Below are 16,592 nucleotides of genomic sequence, written 5' to 3' on the forward strand. Positions count from 1 at the left end.
GGCCGGCAAGGGCGGCAAACAGCGTGCACAGGCCGAAGGCCCAGACACTGTTGGGCACAATGCGCACGCCGGTCAGGCGCGCGGCCTCGCGGTTGCCGCCAATGGCGAGGATGCGGCGGCCAAGCTCCGTGTGATCGAGGATGAAGGCTGCAAAGAGCGTCGCCGCGAGCGCCCACAACGTGAGAACGGGAATGCCGGCGAGATAGCCGCGCCCCAGATCGCGGAAGCCCACCGGAATGTTTCCGAACAGCGTTGCGCCATCGCTGATCCAATAGGTGATGCCGCCGACAATCGTGCCCATGGCAAGCGTCACGATGAAGCTCGGCATGCGATAGGTGGCAATCGCAAGCCCGCTTACCGCGCCGACGGCAAAGCCTGCAAGGAGCGTGACCAGCATGACCGGCACGATGCCCCAGCCGGCGCCGAACAGCGTGACGGAAACAATGCCCGCCATGGAAACCACCGCGCCGACCGAAAGATCGAACTCCGACAGCGACATGACGAAGGTCGCCCCCAACGCCACGATGGCCAGAAGGGACATTTGCTGGGTGATGTTGATGAGGTTCGAGCCCTTGGCGAAGGCCTCCGGCGACAGCGCCGCAAAAAGGGCGACGATGGCCAGAAGGCCGATCAGGGTTCCGTAGCGGGCGGAAAAGCTCAAACTCTTATCTCCGGCTTTGATGGCTGCGGCGGCGCGTGGAACGTGGCGTCGATGACGGACTGGCGTGTGACGGCGCTGTTGGGCGCATCGAGCGTGACGGCCCCCTGCGCCATGACCACGACGCGGCTTGCGAGCATCAGGAGTTCTTCAAGATCGCTGGTGGCGAAGAGAACGGCCGCGCCCTCGCCTGCAAGGCGATTGCACAGCGCGTGGATTTCCGCCTTGGAGCGCACATCCACGCCGCGCGTCGCTCATCGAGCAGGAAGAGTTTCAGCGACGGATCGAACCAGCGGCCGATCATGATCTTCTGCTGATTGCCGCCCGACAGGGTGGAGATGCGGTCGCCGAGGCCGCCATATTTGACGCTGAGCCCTTCAAGCGCGGCGCGAACGCCGGCCCGCGCCCGCCTCCACGAGACAATGGGCAAGGAAACAACGGCCCGATGCCGCTCCAGGTGCGGCAGGATGGCATTGTCGAGAATGGAGTGATGCATGACGAGACCGGTGTTGCGCCGGTCTTCGCAGACATAGGCAACGCCAGCGCGTTTGCGGCTTTCGATGCCGGAGGCCGGGAGCGGCGCACCTTCAAGCGCGATGTCGCCCTCAGCCACGCCGCTTGCTCCCCAGACGGCTTTCAGGAGACTGGAGCGGCCACTGCCGACCACGCCATAAAGACCCACGATTTCGCCGGTGCGCACCGTTAGATCGATGGGGGCGCGGACCGGGCTCACGCGGAAACCCGCAAGCTCCAGAACGGGGTCGCCCGGCGTGCGCGCATCGCCATGGCGCTCGTGGCGAAACGCCTCGCCCGCCATGAGCGCGACGATCTCGTCGCGCGATGTTTCCGCGATCTGCCCGCTGCCGACGGACCGGCCATTGCGCAGCACGGTGTAGTCATCCGCCAGCGCGAACACCTCGTCGAGCCGGTGCGACACGAAGATGATCGCGCAGCCCTGATCGGCCAGATCGCGCACGATGCGGCGCAGGACGGTCGCTTCCTCCTCGCTGAGCGAGGCGGTGGGTTCGTCGAGGATCAACACCTTCGCATCGTCCATCAGCGCACGCAGGATCTCCACGATCTGGCACTTGGCGACCGAGAGGCGGCCCACCGGCGTGTCGATGTCGAGATCGAGCCTGTAGCGGTCGCGCAGGGCGGCAAAGCGCGTGCGCATCGCCTTCCAGTCGACGCGACCGAGGCGGCGCGGATAGGCCCGGCCCACATAGGCATTCTCATAGGCCGTGAAGCCCGGAACGAGATTGAGCTCCTGATGCACGGTGCGCAGCCCGGCGGCTTCCGCCGCACGTGGATCTGCCGGCTGATACGTCCTGCCGGAAATCTGCATCGTTCCGGCATCCGCACGATGCACGCCCGAAAGGCATTTGAGCAGGGTGGATTTGCCCGCCCCGTTCTCCCCCAGAAGGGCATGCACACGGCCGGCCGCGACGTCGAGACGCACACCATCGAGCGCCGTGACGCCGCCGAACCGTTTGGTAAGCCCTTCGATCTCAAGCATCGGTGCGGGCTTTACTCGCAGTTTGCGCCGAGCGTTTCGCGGTCGATCACCTTGGCCTCCACGAAAATCTCGCGCGAGGAAGGCTCGCCGCCGCCCAGAACGGTTTCGATCTCACCGACTGCGGCGCTCGCAATGCCCGGAAAATCCTGCCGCACCGTGGCAGCGAGATTGGTGCACTGTTCGATGAGGTCCACCGCCTGCGGATTTCCGTCAATGCCCGCAATCACGATGTCCGCATCGGGCATGTCGCTCTGGATGGCGAGCAGTGCGCCGACGGCGGGCTCATCCCAGGCGGCCCAGACGCCGTCGATCTCTTCGCCATACTGGCGAATGAAGGTCTCCATGGCCTGGCGCGCGTTGTCGATGGGGCCCGGCACCTGCACGTAATGCTCGGCGATGACCTCGAAATCCGGATCCTTCTTCAGTGCTTCATCCAGCGCCAGCTCACGCTGGCGAACGCCGGGATGCGCCGAGTGGAAGAATTTGACGATCTTGCCTTCGCCGCCCAGCGCCTCGAACAGATAATCCGAGAGGATGGTGCCAAGCGCGAAATTGTCGGTGGTGATGTTGGCGGTCACGCCATCGGCGAGCGCACCGTCGAGCACGAAAACGGGAATGTTCTTGCCCGCTGCGGCGGCAACCTGATCGCCGATCTGGTTGGGATCGACGCTCACCAGCACGATGGCGTCCGCGCCCGCATTGGTGACGTCCTCGACACGGCTTGCGAGCTGCTGGAAATCGCCGCGCGTGTCGACCACATTGACCGTCCAGCCCTTCGCCTGCGATTCCTTCGTGAAGGTCTCGACCATTTCATTGGTGGCGACGGAGCTCAAATAGGGTGTCAGCACCGCGATGTCTTCGGCATTGGCTGCCGTTGCGTGGGCAAGACCGGCCAGTGCGGCTGTGGTGAGAAGCAGGCGTTTCATCATTTCCTCCGATCCGTTGAACGGTTTTCGTTTCTTTCGTTTACGTCATTCGGCGGGCCTGTTCCCGCGCAAAACGGGAGGCTGCGAGATAAGCCTCATAGCGGCTGTCACAGCGTTCGGCATGAGGGGCGTCATGGGTTGTATCAGGCGCGAGAACGGGCGGCGCATCCATGGCGGCAAGCGAGAGACCGGCCTTTGCGGCGATCATGCGCAGCCCGCCTAGCGCCGTCATCTCCTGACTTGCATCGGGAAAGGCGATCTCGCGCTTCAGAACACTGGCGAGCGTGCGCCGCTGGAGTGCATCGCGCGCCGCGCCGCCAATGATCGTGAGCGGCGATGGCGGCAGGCCGGCGGTTTCCAGATTGTGGCGGATGGCGAAAGCCACGCCTTCAAGCACGGCGCCCGCCATTGCGCCCTTGCCATGGGTGCGGTCGAGGCCAAGGAATGCGCCGCGCACGCGCTGATCCTCGAAAGGCGCACGTTCGCCAGAGAGATAGGGCAGAAAGAGCGGTGCGGCGCGCGCATCGTCCACCGTTTCCGCCGCCTTGAGCAGCGACTCGACGCTTTCTCCCGTAATTTCGGCGAGCCAGTCCATGGCAGCACCCGCCGTCAGGAAGGGCGAGATGATGATGGCGCGGTCGGGATGGACCGGATCGGCAAGTGTGTAGATGTCACGCGGGGGCGCGGCATCCTGCATGGTGAGCGTGGCTGCAACCCAGCCGGTGGTGCCGAGATAGGCGTATGCCCGGCCCGGTTCGTCAGCGGCGGCGCCCCAGGTGGCGGCTGCGGCATCGCCCGCGCCATTGAACACAGGCATACCCGCGACAAGGCCGAGCGCTGCGGCAGCTTCCGCGCGCAGTGGACCGACGATCTCATCGGCCGGGAGGATTTCGGGCAGGCGCGACGCTTCGACACCGGCCGTGGCGAGCAGTTCGGCATCCCAGCACCGCTCCGCGATGTTCATCAGGCCGGTGGTGGAGGCGACGGTTGGATCGATTGCGGCGCGGCCGGTCAGCCGGAAGGTGACGGCATCCTTCGCGCCGAAGAAGAAGCGGTGTTCATCAGGCAGGTCCGGCGCAAAGCGGTCGAGCCGCATGAGCTTGAAGATCGTGTGGGCCGGGTCCGGATGATTGCCGACGCGCTGTGCATAATCGCCGGGCAGGTGGGCCTGGAGCGCGGCAATCTCGTCTTCATCAAGGCGGCGGTCGGAATAGAGCGCGACGGGCGCGAGTGCTTCGCCTTCCGGCGAGAGAACGATCAGGTTTTGCATGGAGCCCGTGAAGACGAGCGCTTCAATGTCTTCTCTGTGTGGCATGTCGGCAAGGGCGCTGACCAGCGCGGCCCACCAGTCGGCAGGGTCCTGCGTCTGCGAACGGTCCGCACCGGAGGCGGTGGAGATCGCCGCCGAACGCGTGGCAAGCATTGCATCGTCCTGCGAAAACAGAACGGCTTTCAGGGCCGAAGACCCGATGTCGATTGCCAGAACAGCCCGGCTCAAAACCACCCTCCCTCTCACGGAGTGGACAAGACAATGTTGCCCACCGTGTCGCCGCGCACGCACCTTTTTGCAAGGTCAGTTCCCGTTTTTTCCTGCGCGGTGACCCGTGAGTGCAGGTCTGGACGCGTCCCGTGTCAACGCCGGGGCGACGCGCAGCTGCATTTCGCTTCCCGAATAGGACAGGGGTTTCCGAAAATGCGTCAGGAAAGGGTTCTGGAGCGTGCGGGGCTGTGCCCGCAGTAACGCCGAAAGGCGGCGGCGAACCGTCCTGCATGGGCGTAACCGACGCACGCGGCCACCGCCGCCACCGGCAGGCCATCCCGTTCGAGCAGAAGCCGTGCATGCTCCATGCGGCGCATGGTGAGATAATCATGCGGGGAAAGCCCGGTAAACCGCCGCATGCCCGTCGTCAGTGTGCGCTGGGACACCTCAAGCCGTTCGCACAACGTCGATACGGTGAGCGGCAGCGCTGAGGGATCATCGAGCAGCGCCTTGAAGCTCAGCACATAATGCGGCAGCGGACCGGCGGCGGCGAGCGCCGAGGGCTCGGCCTCGCGGCAGGGCACATGGGCAAAGAGCGTTTCCAGAACCGCATTGACGAGCGGCATGGGCGAAAGCGCTGTGCTGTCGGCGGCCTCGATTTCTTCCGCGACCATAAGCCCGAAAAGACGCGCCAGCCGTCGCCCCACGGGCGTGTCGAGATCGATTTCCGGCTTGAAGAACGGCGTGCGGCGCACGGGGTCGCCCGTATGGCGCTGCCAGGCGCGCTCCACGAAATCGCGCTCCAGCCGCAGCATCACCTGCGTGGTGCCGGGACGCCAGTTGGAACGCACGAAGGGGCCGGGCGACAGGATGAGCCCATGACCCGGACGCGACGCGACACGGTCGCGCCCATAGAGAATGTCCACCCCGCCGGAAAGCGGGAACTCCAGCATATAGAACGTGTCGAAAATGCCGGCCTCGATCTCGATGTCGGGGCCATAGCGCAGGAGATTGAGGGATGCCCCCTCGCCTGCGACGGCATGGTGCCGAAAGTCGAGCGACGCTTCGCCGGACGGCATCAGAAGGCGATGCGGCCTGTAGCGCGCGCCGATGGCAGCCTCGGCCTCCGCAAGGTCGAGCGAATGAAGTCCGGGAACCCGGCCAAGCCTTTGCGATGCATCGATGAGATCAGCCACCACCATGGCTGCGAGGATAACAGGACTATGGAAGCTGTCTAGAAAAAGCTGAGCCGCGAAAGGAACAAGTCGCCGTTCAACGCGCGCCGGATTTTTCCGTTTTCTGGTTTATTTTCAGTCCACTATCCGGTTCTCATGTTCGAGACAGGTGTTTGACTTGTCCCGCCCGACCATGCCTCAATCGGGAAAAGCGAAAAAGGGACGTTGCGCGTATGACTGCACCCATGGAACCCAATTCCTTCCGGATCGGCCCTGATGATGAGGGCATGTATGGGATCTTCGGCGGCCGGTTTGTGGCCGAGACGCTGATGCCGCTGATCCTCGATCTGGAAAAGCACTGGAACGAGGCGAAGGACGACCCGGCGTTTCGCGCCGAGCTCGATCATCTGGGCCGCCATTATACGGGCCGGCCCTCGCCGCTCTATTTCGCAGAACGGCTCACCGAGCATCTGGGCGGCGCGAAGATCTACTTCAAACGCGAGGACCTGAACCACACCGGCTCGCACAAGATCAACAATTGCCTCGGCCAGATCCTGCTTGCAAAGCGCATGGGCAAAACCCGCATCATCGCCGAGACCGGCGCCGGCCAGCATGGCGTGGCATCGGCCACCGTGGCCGCCCGCTTCGGCCTGCCCTGCATCGTCTATATGGGCGCGACAGACGTGGAGCGACAGAAGCCGAATGTCTTCCGCATGAACCTTCTGGGCGCCGAGGTGAAGCCGGTCTCGTCCGGTCACGGCACGCTGAAAGACGCCATGAACGAGGCGCTGCGCGACTGGGTGACCAATGTCGAGGACACCTATTATCTGATCGGCACTGCGGCAGGCCCGCATCCCTATCCCGAGCTGGTGCGCGAGCTGCAATCGGTGATTGGCACGGAAGCGCGCGAGCAGATCCAGGAGCTGGAAGGCCGGCTGCCCGACGCCATCGTGCGGCGGTGGGCGGCGGCTCCAACGCCATCGGCCTGTTCCACCCCTTCCTCGACGACCGCCAGGTGGAAATCCACGGCGTTGAGGCCGGCGGGCACGGGCTGGAGGGGGAAGAGCATTGCGCCTCCATGACGGCGGGCCGCCCCGGCGTGCTGCATGGCAACCGCACCTATCTTCTGCAGAATGATGACGGGCAGATCCTCGACGGGCATTCGGTCTCTGCCGGGCTCGATTATCCCGGCGTCGGGCCGGAGCATAGCTGGCTGAAGGATTCAGGCCGTGTGATCTACTCGCCCATTCTGGACGATGAGGCGATCGAGGCGTTCCAGATGACGACGCGGCTTGAGGGCATCATCCCGGCGCTGGAATCGGCCCATGCGATTGCCCATGCGATCAAGCTCGCACCGGCCATGGGCAGGGACCAGATCATGATCGTCAATTTCTCCGGGCGCGGGGACAAGGACGTCCACACCGTCGGGAAGATGCTCGGCATGGAGATGTGAGCCACATCGCCCGCCTGAAGCCCGTTGTTGAAGAGAGTATCCGCATGACCACCCGCATTGACCGCCGCTTCGCGCGGCTGAAGGAAGAAAACCGCCCGGCACTCGTGACCTATTTCATGGGCGGGGATCCGGACTATGAGACGTCGCTCTCGATCATGAAGGCGCTGCCCGCGGCGGGCAGCGACGTGATCGAACTGGGCATGCCCTTCTCCGACCCCATGGCCGATGGCCCGGCCATTCAGGCCGCCGGCCTGCGCGCGCTCAGGGGCGGACAGACGCTGGCGAAGACGCTCCAGATGGCGCGTGACTTTCGTGAAGGTGACGACGACACACCCATCGTGATGATGGGCTATTACAACCCGATCTACATCTATGGCGTGGACCGCTTCCTGACCGATGCGAAGGAAGCGGGCATTGACGGTCTGATCATCGTCGATCTGCCGCCGGAGATGGACGATGAACTCTGCGTTCCGGCGATCAAGGCGGGGCTGAACTTCATTCGCCTGGCAACACCAACGACGGATGAAGAGCGCCTCCCAAAGGTGCTGGAGAACACGTCGGGCTTCGTCTATTACGTGTCGATGACGGGTGTGACGGGCTCGGCCCTGCCGGACACGAACAATGTTTCGGCGGCGGTTTCGCGCATCAAGGAACACACGGACCTGCCGATCTGCGTGGGCTTCGGCGTGAAGACGGCGCGCCAGGCGCGGGCGATTGGCGAGGCGGCGGACGGCGTTGTCGTTGGCAGCGCCATCGTGGCGGCCATCGCGCAGTGCTATGACGCGAACGGCAAGCGGATCGAAGACCCCGCAGAGGCCGTTGCGACCCTCGTCAAAGGGCTTGCTGACGGCGTACGCTCAAAGCAGATGGCGTAACGCTTTTCCCGATCTGAATTCTTGGCTCAGTGCGGCGATCTGTTTAAGGATCGCTGCAGCTTTCTCGCCAAGGATACCCCAGATGATTGCCTGGTCGATCTTCATTCCGGCCTGTTTCGCGCTGAACTGCGCGCCCGGTCCTAACAACATGCTGGCCTTTTCCAATGCCGCGCGGCTGGGCCTCGTCCCTGCCCTTCTGGGCGGACTTGGCCGCATGCCGGCTTTCGTTTTCCTGATCGCGGTCACCATTGTCGGGCTCGGCGCGGTGCTGGCGGCGTCTGCCACGGCCTTCACCGTCATCAAACTGGTGGGGGCAGCCTATCTCATTTATGTGGGCATCCAGTTCTGGCGCAAGGCGCGCGCGCTGGCGAACGCCAGTTCGCTGGACTCCGCCATTGGCAAACTGATGCGCCGCGATTTCGTGATCGCCATCAGCAACCCGAAGGCTATTGCCGTGTTCACCGCCTTCTTCCCGCAGTTCATCGACGCATCGCAGCCGGCCTGGAGCCAGCTTGCCGCCATGGGCGGGGTGTTTCTCGCGCTGGAAGTGGTTGCCGTCGCGCTTTATGTGGTCAGCGGCGTCGTGCTTGGGAAAATGCTGAAATCCGAGCGCGTTTTCGTCCATTTGAACCGCCTGGTGGGTGCCGTTCTGATCGTTTCAGGCGGAACCATGGCGGTTTCACGCAATTAGGTTCGGAATCGAGGGAAAAATGCTGCGGATTGCCGCAGTGTCAGGCCTTCACTTCGCCGCGACAAAATGTTCTATTCCGGCCGTCTCATCCGGCGCACCCTCCCGGCAGCCGGAGTTCAAAGTTTCATAACCCAAGCTGCCCGGCATCCGGTCGGGATGCGCTTTGTTTGTGCCAGAGGATTAGCAATGACCGTGAGAAAAGTTCCCGACGTCACGTTCCGCACGCGCGTTCGCGACGAGTCGATCGAAGGCCCGAACCCGTTCCGCTGGGAAGACAAGACGACTGCCGACTTCTTTGGCGGCAAGCGCGTTGTCCTGTTCTCTCTGCCGGGCGCCTTCACCCCCACCTGCTCGACCTACCAGCTTCCCGACTTTGAGAAGCTCTACCCGGAATTCCAGGCCGAGGGCATCGACGAGATCTACTGCATCTCCGTCAACGACGCTTTCGTGATGAACGCCTGGGGCAAGGCGCAGGGCCTGAACAACGTCAAGCTCATTCCGGATGGCTCGGGTGAGTTCACCCGCAAGATGGGCATGCTCGTCGCCAAGGACAACCTCGGCTTTGGCATGCGCTCCTGGCGCTACGCCGCCGTGGTCAACAACGGCGTGATCGAGAAGTGGTTCGAGGAGGAAGGTTTCTCCGACAACTGCGACAGCGATCCGTATGGCGTTTCTTCGCCGCAGACCGTTCTGGAAGCTCTGAAGGCCGGCGAAGCGCAGGCTGCCTAAGCTTCTTGAAGCATCGAATTGAAAGGCCCGGATGGCATCGCCGCCCGGGCCTTTTCTTTTACTCGGCAGCCTGATCGATGAGAGATGGCCAGTCGCCATGCAGGTCGGCGCCACGCCCCTCGATCTCGAAACCATGCGAACCGAAGAAATCGCGCTGGCCCTGAATGAGATTGGCCGTGCCCCGCGCCTGACGGTAGCTGTCGAAATAGGCGAGCGATGACGAAAGGCAGATCAGCGGAAGTTCGCCAAGCGCACCGGCGGAAACCACGCGGCGCAGCGCGGGGCTGGCCTCCTTCATCAGTTCCGCGAAATCCGGCACCATCAGGAGATTGGTCGCCGCGTCGCCGGCAAAGGCGCTCGCCATCTGATCGAGGAAGCGGGAGCGGATGATGCAGCCGGCGCGCCAGATCCTGGCGATGGTGGCGAGCTCAAGCCCCCAGCCCTGCTCTTCGGACGCGCTGGCGATGACCGAAAATCCCTGCGTGTAGGAAACGATCTTGCCGGCCAGCAGTGCCTGCTCCAGATCATCGATCGTGATGTCCACCTTGCCCTGGCGCCTGCCATAGAGCGCTTCTGCGGCAATGCGCTCCTGCTTGCGCGAAGAGATGGAACGGGCAGCGACTGCACCCTCAATGGCCGTGGCTGGCACGCCGAGCTGCTGCGCGGCTATCGCCGACCAGACGCCGGTGCCCTTCTGACCTGCCCTGTCGAGGATCATGTCGACGAGCGGCGCGGCGCTCTCGCCGTCCATGGCTTCAAGAACATGACCCGTGATCTCGATCAGATAGGAGTTGAGCGGGCCCTCATTCCAACGCTTGAAGACTTCGGCGCAGGCTGCGGCGTCCATGCCGAGCCCGTCGCGCATCACGCCATAGACCTCGGCGATCATCTGCATGTCGCCATACTCAATGCCGTTGTGGATCGTCTTGACGAAATGGCCGGCCCCGCCCTCGCCGAGCCAGGCAACGCAGGGCTCGCCCTTGAATTTTGCCGCAATGGAGGTGAGCACGGCTTCCGCATCGTGCCATTGCACCTTTGAGCCGCCGACCATGATCGAGGGACCATGGCGCGCGCCTTCCGCGCCGCCGGAAACGCCGACGCCGAGATATCCGATGCCCTTGGGCTTCAGATAATCGAAGCGGCGCTGCGTGTCGCTGAAGAGCGAGTTGCCACATTCAAGGATCGCGTCGCCCTCATCGAGCAGCGGCAGAAGCTGCTCGATCATGTCTCGACCGGCTTGCCGGCCTTGACCATGATGATGATGGAGCGCGGTTTCTTCACCGATTGCACGAAGGCTACGAGATCGGCCTCAGGCAGGACGCGCTCGCCAAGTCCCTCAGCCTGCGCTGCCTCGACGAACGCATCGATCCTGGGGATGGAGCGGTTGTTGACGGCGATCGTATGGCCTTTTTCAGCGATGTTCAGGGCAAGGTTCGCTCCCATCACGCCAAGGCCGATCAGGCCGATATCCGCTTTCGACATGCTTCAAGTCTCCGGTTCGTAAAACGAGGCGACACTATGCACCAGACCGCCGGCCGATGCATCATCGCCAGGTGGAAAGAGGTGGTTTCTTAGCCGGCCAGATGCACATCCACATGGGCATCGGCCAGTGCCTTTGCCAGGCGGCCCGCGGGCTGCTCGTTTGTGATGATCGCCGTGAGGGCGGAGAGCGGCTCAACCGTCGCAACGAGATTGACGTCAAACTTGGAGTGATCGACCAGAAGATAGCTCTCGTGGGACTGGCGGATCATGGCGCGCTTGACGCCAACGGCAAGGCGGTTTGCCTCGGTGATACCGCTGGCCGTCAGGCCGCTCGCGCCGATGAAGGCGCGGTTGGCATTGTGCCGGGCGATGAAATCAATGGTCTCCGCACCGTAGATCCCGACCTCGCGCGCCATGAAGTCTCCGGGACAGATGACCACCTGAATGGTTTCGTTTTGGGCAAGGGCCGAGGCCACCGCAACGCTGTTGGTGAGGACCGTCAGATCGCGCGCCATGGCAGCCAGATTGAGAGCGAACTGATGGGTGGTCGAGCCGGCATCGATCATCAGCACTTCGCCGGGGCGCACGAGTGCGGCCGCACGCGCAGCGATCTGCACGCGCTCCTCAATGCGCGCCTGATCGCGCTCGCCAAAGGGTGGCTGCGCGCCCATCGGCGCCGCAGAGGCACCGCCATAGGCGCGACGGATCAGCCCCTCCTGGCTGAGCGCCTCGACGTCGCGGCGAACGGTCTCCGTGGAGACGCCGAACCGGGCAGCCAGTTCCGACGTGCGCACATGGGGATGATGCTGCAGTTCAAGGATGATCTGCTCGCGGCGCGCGGATTTTCTAAGACGCGTCATTGGTCCCCTCTGGAGGCCCCTCTGGCGCCCCCTTTGGCGCGCAGAATGGCATCGGCGACCTCAGCAAAGCCGGCACCACCGGCCTGTTGTGTGATCCACTTGGGCGGTGTCGCCGTACCGTCGAGGAAGTCGGCAAAATTGGCCACGCCAACGCTGTTCTGGAAGAAGCCGAACATGGGCGCGTCATTGGGTGAATCGCCGACGAAGATCACGTTCCGGTCCGCCTTGTCGAGGTCGAGGCCATAGTGCCTGGAAAACAGGCGACGTGTCATCGCCAGCTTGTCATAGCGACCGAACCATCCATTGACATGGATGGATGACACTTTTGCGACAGCACCGGCTTCCTCGAAGCAGCTTACAATGCGGGCGATGTCCGCGTCTTTCAGCCTGGGGCCGTCCTCGGCAAAATCGATCGCAAGGTCGGCCTCGCGGAACGTCTGGTCCGCCGAGAGGCGCGCACCGGGGACCGCCGTCAGGATGGAAGCGGCCAGCCGGTCTAGGCGCTGGCGTCCCTCGCGGCGCTCTTCGGCGGATTGGGCGAACTCCCGGATCATGCCGCCTTTCGGAGAACACACGAAATAGAACGCACCATTTTCCCCGACGACCGCATCAACGGGCCACAGTCTGGCAATCAGGTCGCACCATCCCGCGGGGCGGCCCGTGACGGGAATGACGACAATGCCGGCGTGATGCAGGCGTTCCAGCGCGTGATAGGCAAGACTGGGCAGGCGGCCAGCCGTCGTCAGCGTGTCGTCAATGTCGGTAAGCACGAAATCGACCTCCGCCAGTCGCTGCGTGCTCATCTCACCGAACGGCCGGGGCAACATCGCCTCCTCTGGAACAAGCTTCGCCGTCATGTCTGCCACCACACGCCTCTCCCCTTCGCCGAGCGATATGCCAAGCTTTTAGTCTCATTTTTTGGAATTTTCGAGGGTATTCCAAATTTTCTTTATTTGAATATTGCAAACTACCACAAAAATTCGATACGCTTTCGGCAAATGGGTGCCGTTAGACGCACTCTTTTTGGGAGAAGCGGGCGCGAGCCCGCACTGGAGGAGGAAACTCATGTCTATCGTGACAGATACCCGTCTTGCCGGAGGCGCTGCCGCTGCTCTCTTCGGTCTTTCCGCGCTGCTTGCCGGCACCACCGCGCAGGCACAGGACTGCGCCAATCGCGGCCAGCTCGACGTCATGTATTGCGACGCCAACGAAGACCTGGTGGCGGACACGCCGAGCGATCCGTCAAAGCTTTCCAACCCGGACACGCTGGTTTTCGCCTACACGCCGGTGGAAGACCCGGCGATCTATGAGGATATCTGGGAGCCCTTCATCGAGCATCTGGAAGAGGTGACGGGCAAGGACGTGCAGTTCTTCGCCGTGCAGTCGAACTCCGCCGAGGTGGAGGCCATGCGCAGCGGGCGCCTGCACATCGCCGGTTTCTCGACGGGTCCGACGCCCTTTGCCGTCAACCTCGCCGGCGCGGTGCCCTTTGCCATCATGGGATCGGAAGACGGTCGTTTCGGCTACAAGCTGCAGGTCTACACCCGCAAGGATTCCGGCATCAACGAGATGGCGGACCTGAAGGGCAAGCGCATCGCCCACACTTCGCCGACCTCGAATTCGGGCAATCTCGCGCCGCGCGCGCTCTTCCCCGGGCTCGGTGTCGTGCCGGAACAGGACTATGAAGTGGTCTATTCCGGCTCGCACGACCAGTCCATGCTCGGCGTCGTGGCAGGCGACTATGACGCCGCACCGGTGGCTTCCGAAGTCGTGGACCGCATGGCCGAGCGTGATCTCTACGATCCGGAAGAGGTGAAGATCGTCTGGGAATCCGATCCGTTCCCGACCACCTCCTACACCTATGCGCATGATCTCGATCCGGCGCTGGTGGAAAAGATCAAGGAAGCCTTCTTCTCGTTCGATTTTGCCGGAACGGCACTCGGCGAGGAGTTCTCCGGTGTCAGCAAATTCGTGCCCGTCACCTACCAGAAGGACTGGGCCGTGATCCGCGAGATCCAGAAGGCGAACGGCGTGGAATACACGCCCCAGGGTCTGGCGAAAGAGTGATCCTCCTGCGGGCGCGAGATGCCGGGGCTTGGTCTCGCGCCCGATTTTTCTGATCGATCGCTCACTGTTTTCGGAGTTGATGCATGCTGAAAATCTCGCAGCTGGTGAAGCGCTATGGCAATGGCGCGCCCGTGCTGAAAGGCCTGGATCTGGAAGTGCCTGGCGACAGCGTGGTGTCCATCATCGGCGCGTCGGGCGCGGGCAAAAGCACCCTGTTGCGTTGCATCAACCGGCTCGTGGAACCGAGCTCCGGCACGATCGAGCTGAACGGGCTGATGCTAACGGACCTGAAAGGCGCGAAGCTGCGCGCCGCCCGCCGGCGCATCGGCATGATCTTTCAGGGATTCAATCTGGTGGACCGGCTGACGGTCATGGAGAACGTGCAGTCGGGCCGGCTCGGCTATCTGCCGCTTTGGCGCGCGGCGATGCGGCGCTATCCGAAAGAAGACATCCGCCGCGCCTATGAACTGATGGAGCGCGTGGGCATCGCCCATTACGCCAACAAGCGCGCGGACGAGCTCTCCGGCGGCGAGCGCCAGCGCGTGGGCGTGGTGCGCGCGCTGATGCAGGAACCGGAAATCCTTCTCGCAGACGAGCCCACCGCCTCGCTCGACCCGAAAACCTCGGAACAGATCATGGAACTGCTGCGCGCGCTCTCGCGCGAGTTTTCCCTGCCGGTGCTCATCAACATCCACAATGTGGCGGAGGCCAAGCAATACACCGACCGCATTGTCGGCATGCGCTATGGCCGCATTATCTTCGATGCCGAACCCGATGCACTCGACAAGGATGCAATGGACGAGATCTATGCCGGAGTACCCGCCGAAGAGCGCGGCGAAATGGACAACGTCACGCCGCTGAGGGCCCAGAAGGCATGAGCGCCGAGCCCCCTTCCCTCCCCGTTACCTGGCGCAAGCCGCCAATGATCACCAACCCCGTGCTGCGCTACGGACTGCTGGCGGCAGTGGTGATCTATATCGGCTGGGCCTTCTTCATGCTGCCGATAAACTGGGAACGCATTTCACAGGGCATGACGCGCGCGGCACGCATCTTCAGCGGCGCGTTTCCGCCAAGCTTCGAACGCAGCGGACTTTTGATCGACGGGTTTCTGGAAAGCCTGAAGATCGCCATTCTGGCGACAGTGGGCGGCGTGCTCCTGTCGATCCCCATCGCATTCATGGCCGCCAAGAATCTGGCGCCGAGACCGGTCTATCTGCTTGGCCGCGCTCATCATCGTGGCGCGCAGCTTTCACCCGGTCATTGTCGCGATCATCTTCGTGAAGGCCGTGGGCTTCGGCCCCTTCGCCGGCGTCCTGACCCTCATTATCTATTCCATCGGCTTCGTCGCCAAGATGCTGGCCGAGCGCATCGAAGAGATCGACTGGGGCCAGGTGGAAGCCATGCGCGCGGTGGGTGCGGGCTATTTCCCGACGCTGATCTACGCGGTTTTTCCGCAGATCATGCCGCGCCAAATCGGTCTGAGCATCTATCAGCTCGACAGCAATCTGCGCGCCTCCGCCGTGGTCGGCATCGTCGGAGCTGGTGGCATCGGCTCGACGCTGGCCAACGCCTTCGGCCGCTATGACTACGACTTTGCACTGGCCATCACCATGGTGATCGTCGCCGTCATTCTGGTCAGCGAGGCGATCAGCGGTCAGATCAGGAAACGGGTATGGTGAGCATGGAAACGTCCCTCGAAGACTGGGCGCGCTACACGCCACGCGAGCGCATGCAACGCTATGCGATTTTTCTGTTTGCCGTGATCACGATCGTCTGGGCCCTGACCAGCATCGACGTGATCTGGCCCTGGGTGTTCGATGCGCCGCAGCAGATGGGCGACCTGTTCAGCCGCATGGTGCCGCCGGATGTGACGAACCTGCCGAGCATTTTGTGGGTGCTGGTTGAGACTGTGAACATCGCCACCATCGCAACGGCAATCGCCGTGTTTGTGTCGCTGCCCGTCGCCTATATCGCCGCGCAGAACACGACGCCAAACGCCGCGACGCTGTGGCTCGGGCGCTTCATCCTCGTGTCCAGCCGCTCGGTCAACACGATCATCTGGGCGCTTCTTTTCGTGGCCATATTCGGCCCCGGCATCGTGGCCGGCATCATCGCCATCATGTTCCGCTCCATCGGTTTCATCGGCAAGCTTCTGGGCGAGGCCATCGAAGAGATCGACCGTCGCCCGGTGGAAGCGCTGGAAGCGACCGGCGCATCGCGCTTCAAGGTGATCCTCTACGCCATCGTGCCGCAGGTGATGCCCACCTTCTGGGCCGTGGCCATCCTGCGCTGGGATATCAATCTGCGGGAATCGACCGTGCTCGGCCTCGTGGGCGCGGGCGGCATCGGCATCATCCTGCAAAGTGCCATCGACACGTTCAACTGGCAGGAAGCGGCCACTGTCCTCCTGGCAATCCTCGCGCTCGTGGTGCTTGGTGAAATTGTTTCGGCCTGGCTGCGTAAACGGATCATCTGACGCTGTAGCAACGGACGGATTCGCGCGCCGATGGCAAAGTCGGGGAGCCCGGCACAGCGCCAGGCTCCTTTTCTTGAAGGATGATGTCACGTGCGCCAGAGCAGACGACACGCACCAACAATCAATCTTATAATCGCGCGGTGATTGCACCCGCCGTACCGCCCGTGAGGGCACCGAGCGCGGCCCCGGCAGCGGTGCCAACGG

General features: G+C 63.2%; 16 protein-coding genes and 2 pseudogenes. 8 read left to right on the forward strand and 10 right to left on the reverse strand.

Features of this window, described 5'->3' with window-relative positions:
- The 6 genes from JCM21793_RS18760 to JCM21793_RS18780 all read right to left on the reverse strand — a co-directional run.
- Positions 1 to 661, reverse strand: a 661-nt coding sequence (locus JCM21793_RS18760) for an ABC transporter permease (protein WP_025031344.1), incomplete at its 3' end; no start/stop codon positions are given.
- Positions 658 to 798: a hypothetical protein gene (locus JCM21793_RS30595; protein ID WP_244439875.1), complete on the reverse strand. Its 141-nt coding sequence runs from the start codon at positions 796 to 798 to the stop codon at positions 658 to 660. The genes JCM21793_RS18760 and JCM21793_RS30595, both read right to left, overlap by 4 nt.
- A complete protein-coding gene (locus tag JCM21793_RS26985; protein WP_244439877.1) occupies positions 798 to 2,174 on the reverse strand; it encodes a sugar ABC transporter ATP-binding protein in 1,377 nt (458 codons plus the stop codon). Before JCM21793_RS26985 ends, JCM21793_RS30595 begins: the two co-directional genes overlap by 1 nt.
- A gap of 11 nt (positions 2,175 to 2,185) precedes the next feature.
- Positions 2,186 to 3,100, reverse strand: a complete 915-nt coding sequence (locus tag JCM21793_RS18770) for a sugar ABC transporter substrate-binding protein (RefSeq protein ID WP_025031345.1) — start codon at positions 3,098 to 3,100, stop codon at positions 2,186 to 2,188.
- A gap of 40 nt (positions 3,101 to 3,140) precedes the next feature.
- Positions 3,141 to 4,598: an FGGY family carbohydrate kinase gene (locus JCM21793_RS18775; RefSeq protein ID WP_025031346.1), complete on the reverse strand. Its 1,458-nt coding sequence runs from the start codon at positions 4,596 to 4,598 to the stop codon at positions 3,141 to 3,143.
- Between the two features lie 200 nt (positions 4,599 to 4,798).
- Entirely contained in the window at positions 4,799 to 5,782 is a 984-nt protein-coding gene (locus tag JCM21793_RS18780) for an AraC family transcriptional regulator (RefSeq protein WP_025031347.1), read from the reverse strand.
- A gap of 206 nt (positions 5,783 to 5,988) precedes the next feature.
- On the opposite strand from JCM21793_RS18780, the pseudogene trpB reads away from it, so the two are divergent.
- The 4 genes and pseudogenes from trpB (at position 5,989) to JCM21793_RS18800 (ending at position 9,503) form a co-directional block, all read left to right on the forward strand.
- Positions 5,989 to 7,208, forward strand: a pseudogene (trpB, locus tag JCM21793_RS26990) (tryptophan synthase subunit beta).
- A 44-nt stretch (positions 7,209 to 7,252) separates the two neighbouring features.
- On the forward strand, positions 7,253 to 8,083 hold the full coding sequence (trpA, locus tag JCM21793_RS18790) for a tryptophan synthase subunit alpha (protein WP_025031348.1): 831 nt from the start codon (positions 7,253 to 7,255) through the stop codon (positions 8,081 to 8,083).
- An 82-nt stretch (positions 8,084 to 8,165) separates the two neighbouring features.
- Positions 8,166 to 8,774 (forward strand): LysE family translocator, encoded by a 609-nt coding sequence (locus JCM21793_RS18795; RefSeq protein WP_025031349.1) that lies wholly within the window; start codon positions 8,166 to 8,168, stop codon positions 8,772 to 8,774.
- A 186-nt stretch (positions 8,775 to 8,960) separates the two neighbouring features.
- Entirely contained in the window at positions 8,961 to 9,503 is a 543-nt protein-coding gene (locus tag JCM21793_RS18800) for a peroxiredoxin (RefSeq protein ID WP_007010577.1), read from the forward strand.
- A gap of 58 nt (positions 9,504 to 9,561) precedes the next feature.
- Here JCM21793_RS18800 and gnd read toward each other — a convergent pair.
- From gnd to JCM21793_RS18815, 3 genes and pseudogenes are all read right to left on the reverse strand, one after another.
- Positions 9,562 to 10,985, reverse strand: a pseudogene (gnd, locus tag JCM21793_RS26995) (NADP-dependent phosphogluconate dehydrogenase).
- Positions 10,986 to 11,074: 89 nt separating this feature from the next.
- Complete coding sequence (locus JCM21793_RS18810) at positions 11,075 to 11,845, reverse strand: DeoR/GlpR family DNA-binding transcription regulator (protein ID WP_025031350.1); 771 nt, start codon at positions 11,843 to 11,845, stop codon at positions 11,075 to 11,077.
- Positions 11,842 to 12,702, reverse strand: a complete 861-nt coding sequence (locus JCM21793_RS18815) for an HAD-IIB family hydrolase (protein WP_025031351.1) — start codon at positions 12,700 to 12,702, stop codon at positions 11,842 to 11,844. Before JCM21793_RS18815 ends, JCM21793_RS18810 begins: the two co-directional genes overlap by 4 nt.
- Before the next feature lie 208 nt (positions 12,703 to 12,910).
- Between JCM21793_RS18815 and phnD the strand changes: the two genes are divergently transcribed.
- A complete protein-coding gene (phnD, locus tag JCM21793_RS18820) occupies positions 12,911 to 13,912 on the forward strand; it encodes a phosphate/phosphite/phosphonate ABC transporter substrate-binding protein (protein ID WP_025031352.1) in 1,002 nt (333 codons plus the stop codon).
- Between the two features lie 83 nt (positions 13,913 to 13,995).
- Positions 13,996 to 14,790 carry a phosphonate ABC transporter ATP-binding protein gene (phnC, locus tag JCM21793_RS18825; protein ID WP_025031353.1) on the forward strand — a complete coding sequence of 265 codons (795 nt, stop codon included), beginning with the start codon at positions 13,996 to 13,998 and terminating at the stop codon, positions 14,788 to 14,790.
- Between the two features lie 94 nt (positions 14,791 to 14,884).
- Here the strand turns inward: phnC and JCM21793_RS30600 are convergent, their stop codons facing one another.
- Positions 14,885 to 15,100: a hypothetical protein gene (locus JCM21793_RS30600; RefSeq protein WP_244439879.1), complete on the reverse strand. Its 216-nt coding sequence runs from the start codon at positions 15,098 to 15,100 to the stop codon at positions 14,885 to 14,887.
- Positions 15,101 to 15,129: 29 nt separating this feature from the next.
- On the opposite strand from JCM21793_RS30600, the gene JCM21793_RS30605 reads away from it, so the two are divergent.
- The gene (locus tag JCM21793_RS30605) at positions 15,130 to 15,591 is read left to right on the forward strand and encodes a PhnE/PtxC family ABC transporter permease (RefSeq protein ID WP_244439881.1); all 462 of its coding nucleotides are present in this window, start codon (positions 15,130 to 15,132) and stop codon (positions 15,589 to 15,591) included.
- A complete protein-coding gene (gene phnE / locus JCM21793_RS18835; protein ID WP_025031354.1) occupies positions 15,585 to 16,388 on the forward strand; it encodes a phosphonate ABC transporter, permease protein PhnE in 804 nt (267 codons plus the stop codon). The genes JCM21793_RS30605 and phnE overlap by 7 nt, the downstream gene beginning before the upstream one ends.
- Positions 16,389 to 16,592: the final 204 nt, after the last annotated feature.

It is taken from the genome of Nitratireductor aquibiodomus NL21 = JCM 21793 (assembly GCF_000615975.1).
GTDB lineage: Bacteria > Pseudomonadota > Alphaproteobacteria > Rhizobiales > Rhizobiaceae > Nitratireductor > Nitratireductor aquibiodomus.

Bases quoted from the DNA above. Each gene is read 5' to 3' on its own strand.
- JCM21793_RS18800 (WP_007010577.1), top strand. From the start codon at position 8,961: ATGACCGTGAGAAAAGTTCCCGACGTCACGTTCCGCACGCGCGTTCGC.
- JCM21793_RS18815 (WP_025031351.1), bottom strand. From the start codon at position 12,702: ATGACGGCGAAGCTTGTTCCAGAGGAGGCGATGTTGCCCCGGCCGTTC.
- JCM21793_RS30595 (WP_244439875.1), bottom strand. From the start codon at position 798: ATGCTCGCAAGCCGCGTCGTGGTCATGGCGCAGGGGGCCGTCACGCTC.
- phnD (WP_025031352.1), top strand. From the start codon at position 12,911: ATGTCTATCGTGACAGATACCCGTCTTGCCGGAGGCGCTGCCGCTGCT.
- trpA (WP_025031348.1), top strand. From the start codon at position 7,253: ATGACCACCCGCATTGACCGCCGCTTCGCGCGGCTGAAGGAAGAAAAC.
- JCM21793_RS26985 (WP_244439877.1), bottom strand. From the start codon at position 2,174: ATGCTTGAGATCGAAGGGCTTACCAAACGGTTCGGCGGCGTCACGGCG.
- JCM21793_RS18770 (WP_025031345.1), bottom strand. From the start codon at position 3,100: ATGAAACGCCTGCTTCTCACCACAGCCGCACTGGCCGGTCTTGCCCAC.
- phnC (WP_025031353.1), top strand. From the start codon at position 13,996: ATGCTGAAAATCTCGCAGCTGGTGAAGCGCTATGGCAATGGCGCGCCC.
- JCM21793_RS18795 (WP_025031349.1), top strand. From the start codon at position 8,166: ATGATTGCCTGGTCGATCTTCATTCCGGCCTGTTTCGCGCTGAACTGC.
- phnE (WP_025031354.1), top strand. From the start codon at position 15,585: ATGGTGAGCATGGAAACGTCCCTCGAAGACTGGGCGCGCTACACGCCA.
- JCM21793_RS18810 (WP_025031350.1), bottom strand. From the start codon at position 11,845: ATGACGCGTCTTAGAAAATCCGCGCGCCGCGAGCAGATCATCCTTGAA.
- JCM21793_RS18780 (WP_025031347.1), bottom strand. From the start codon at position 5,782: ATGGTGGTGGCTGATCTCATCGATGCATCGCAAAGGCTTGGCCGGGTT.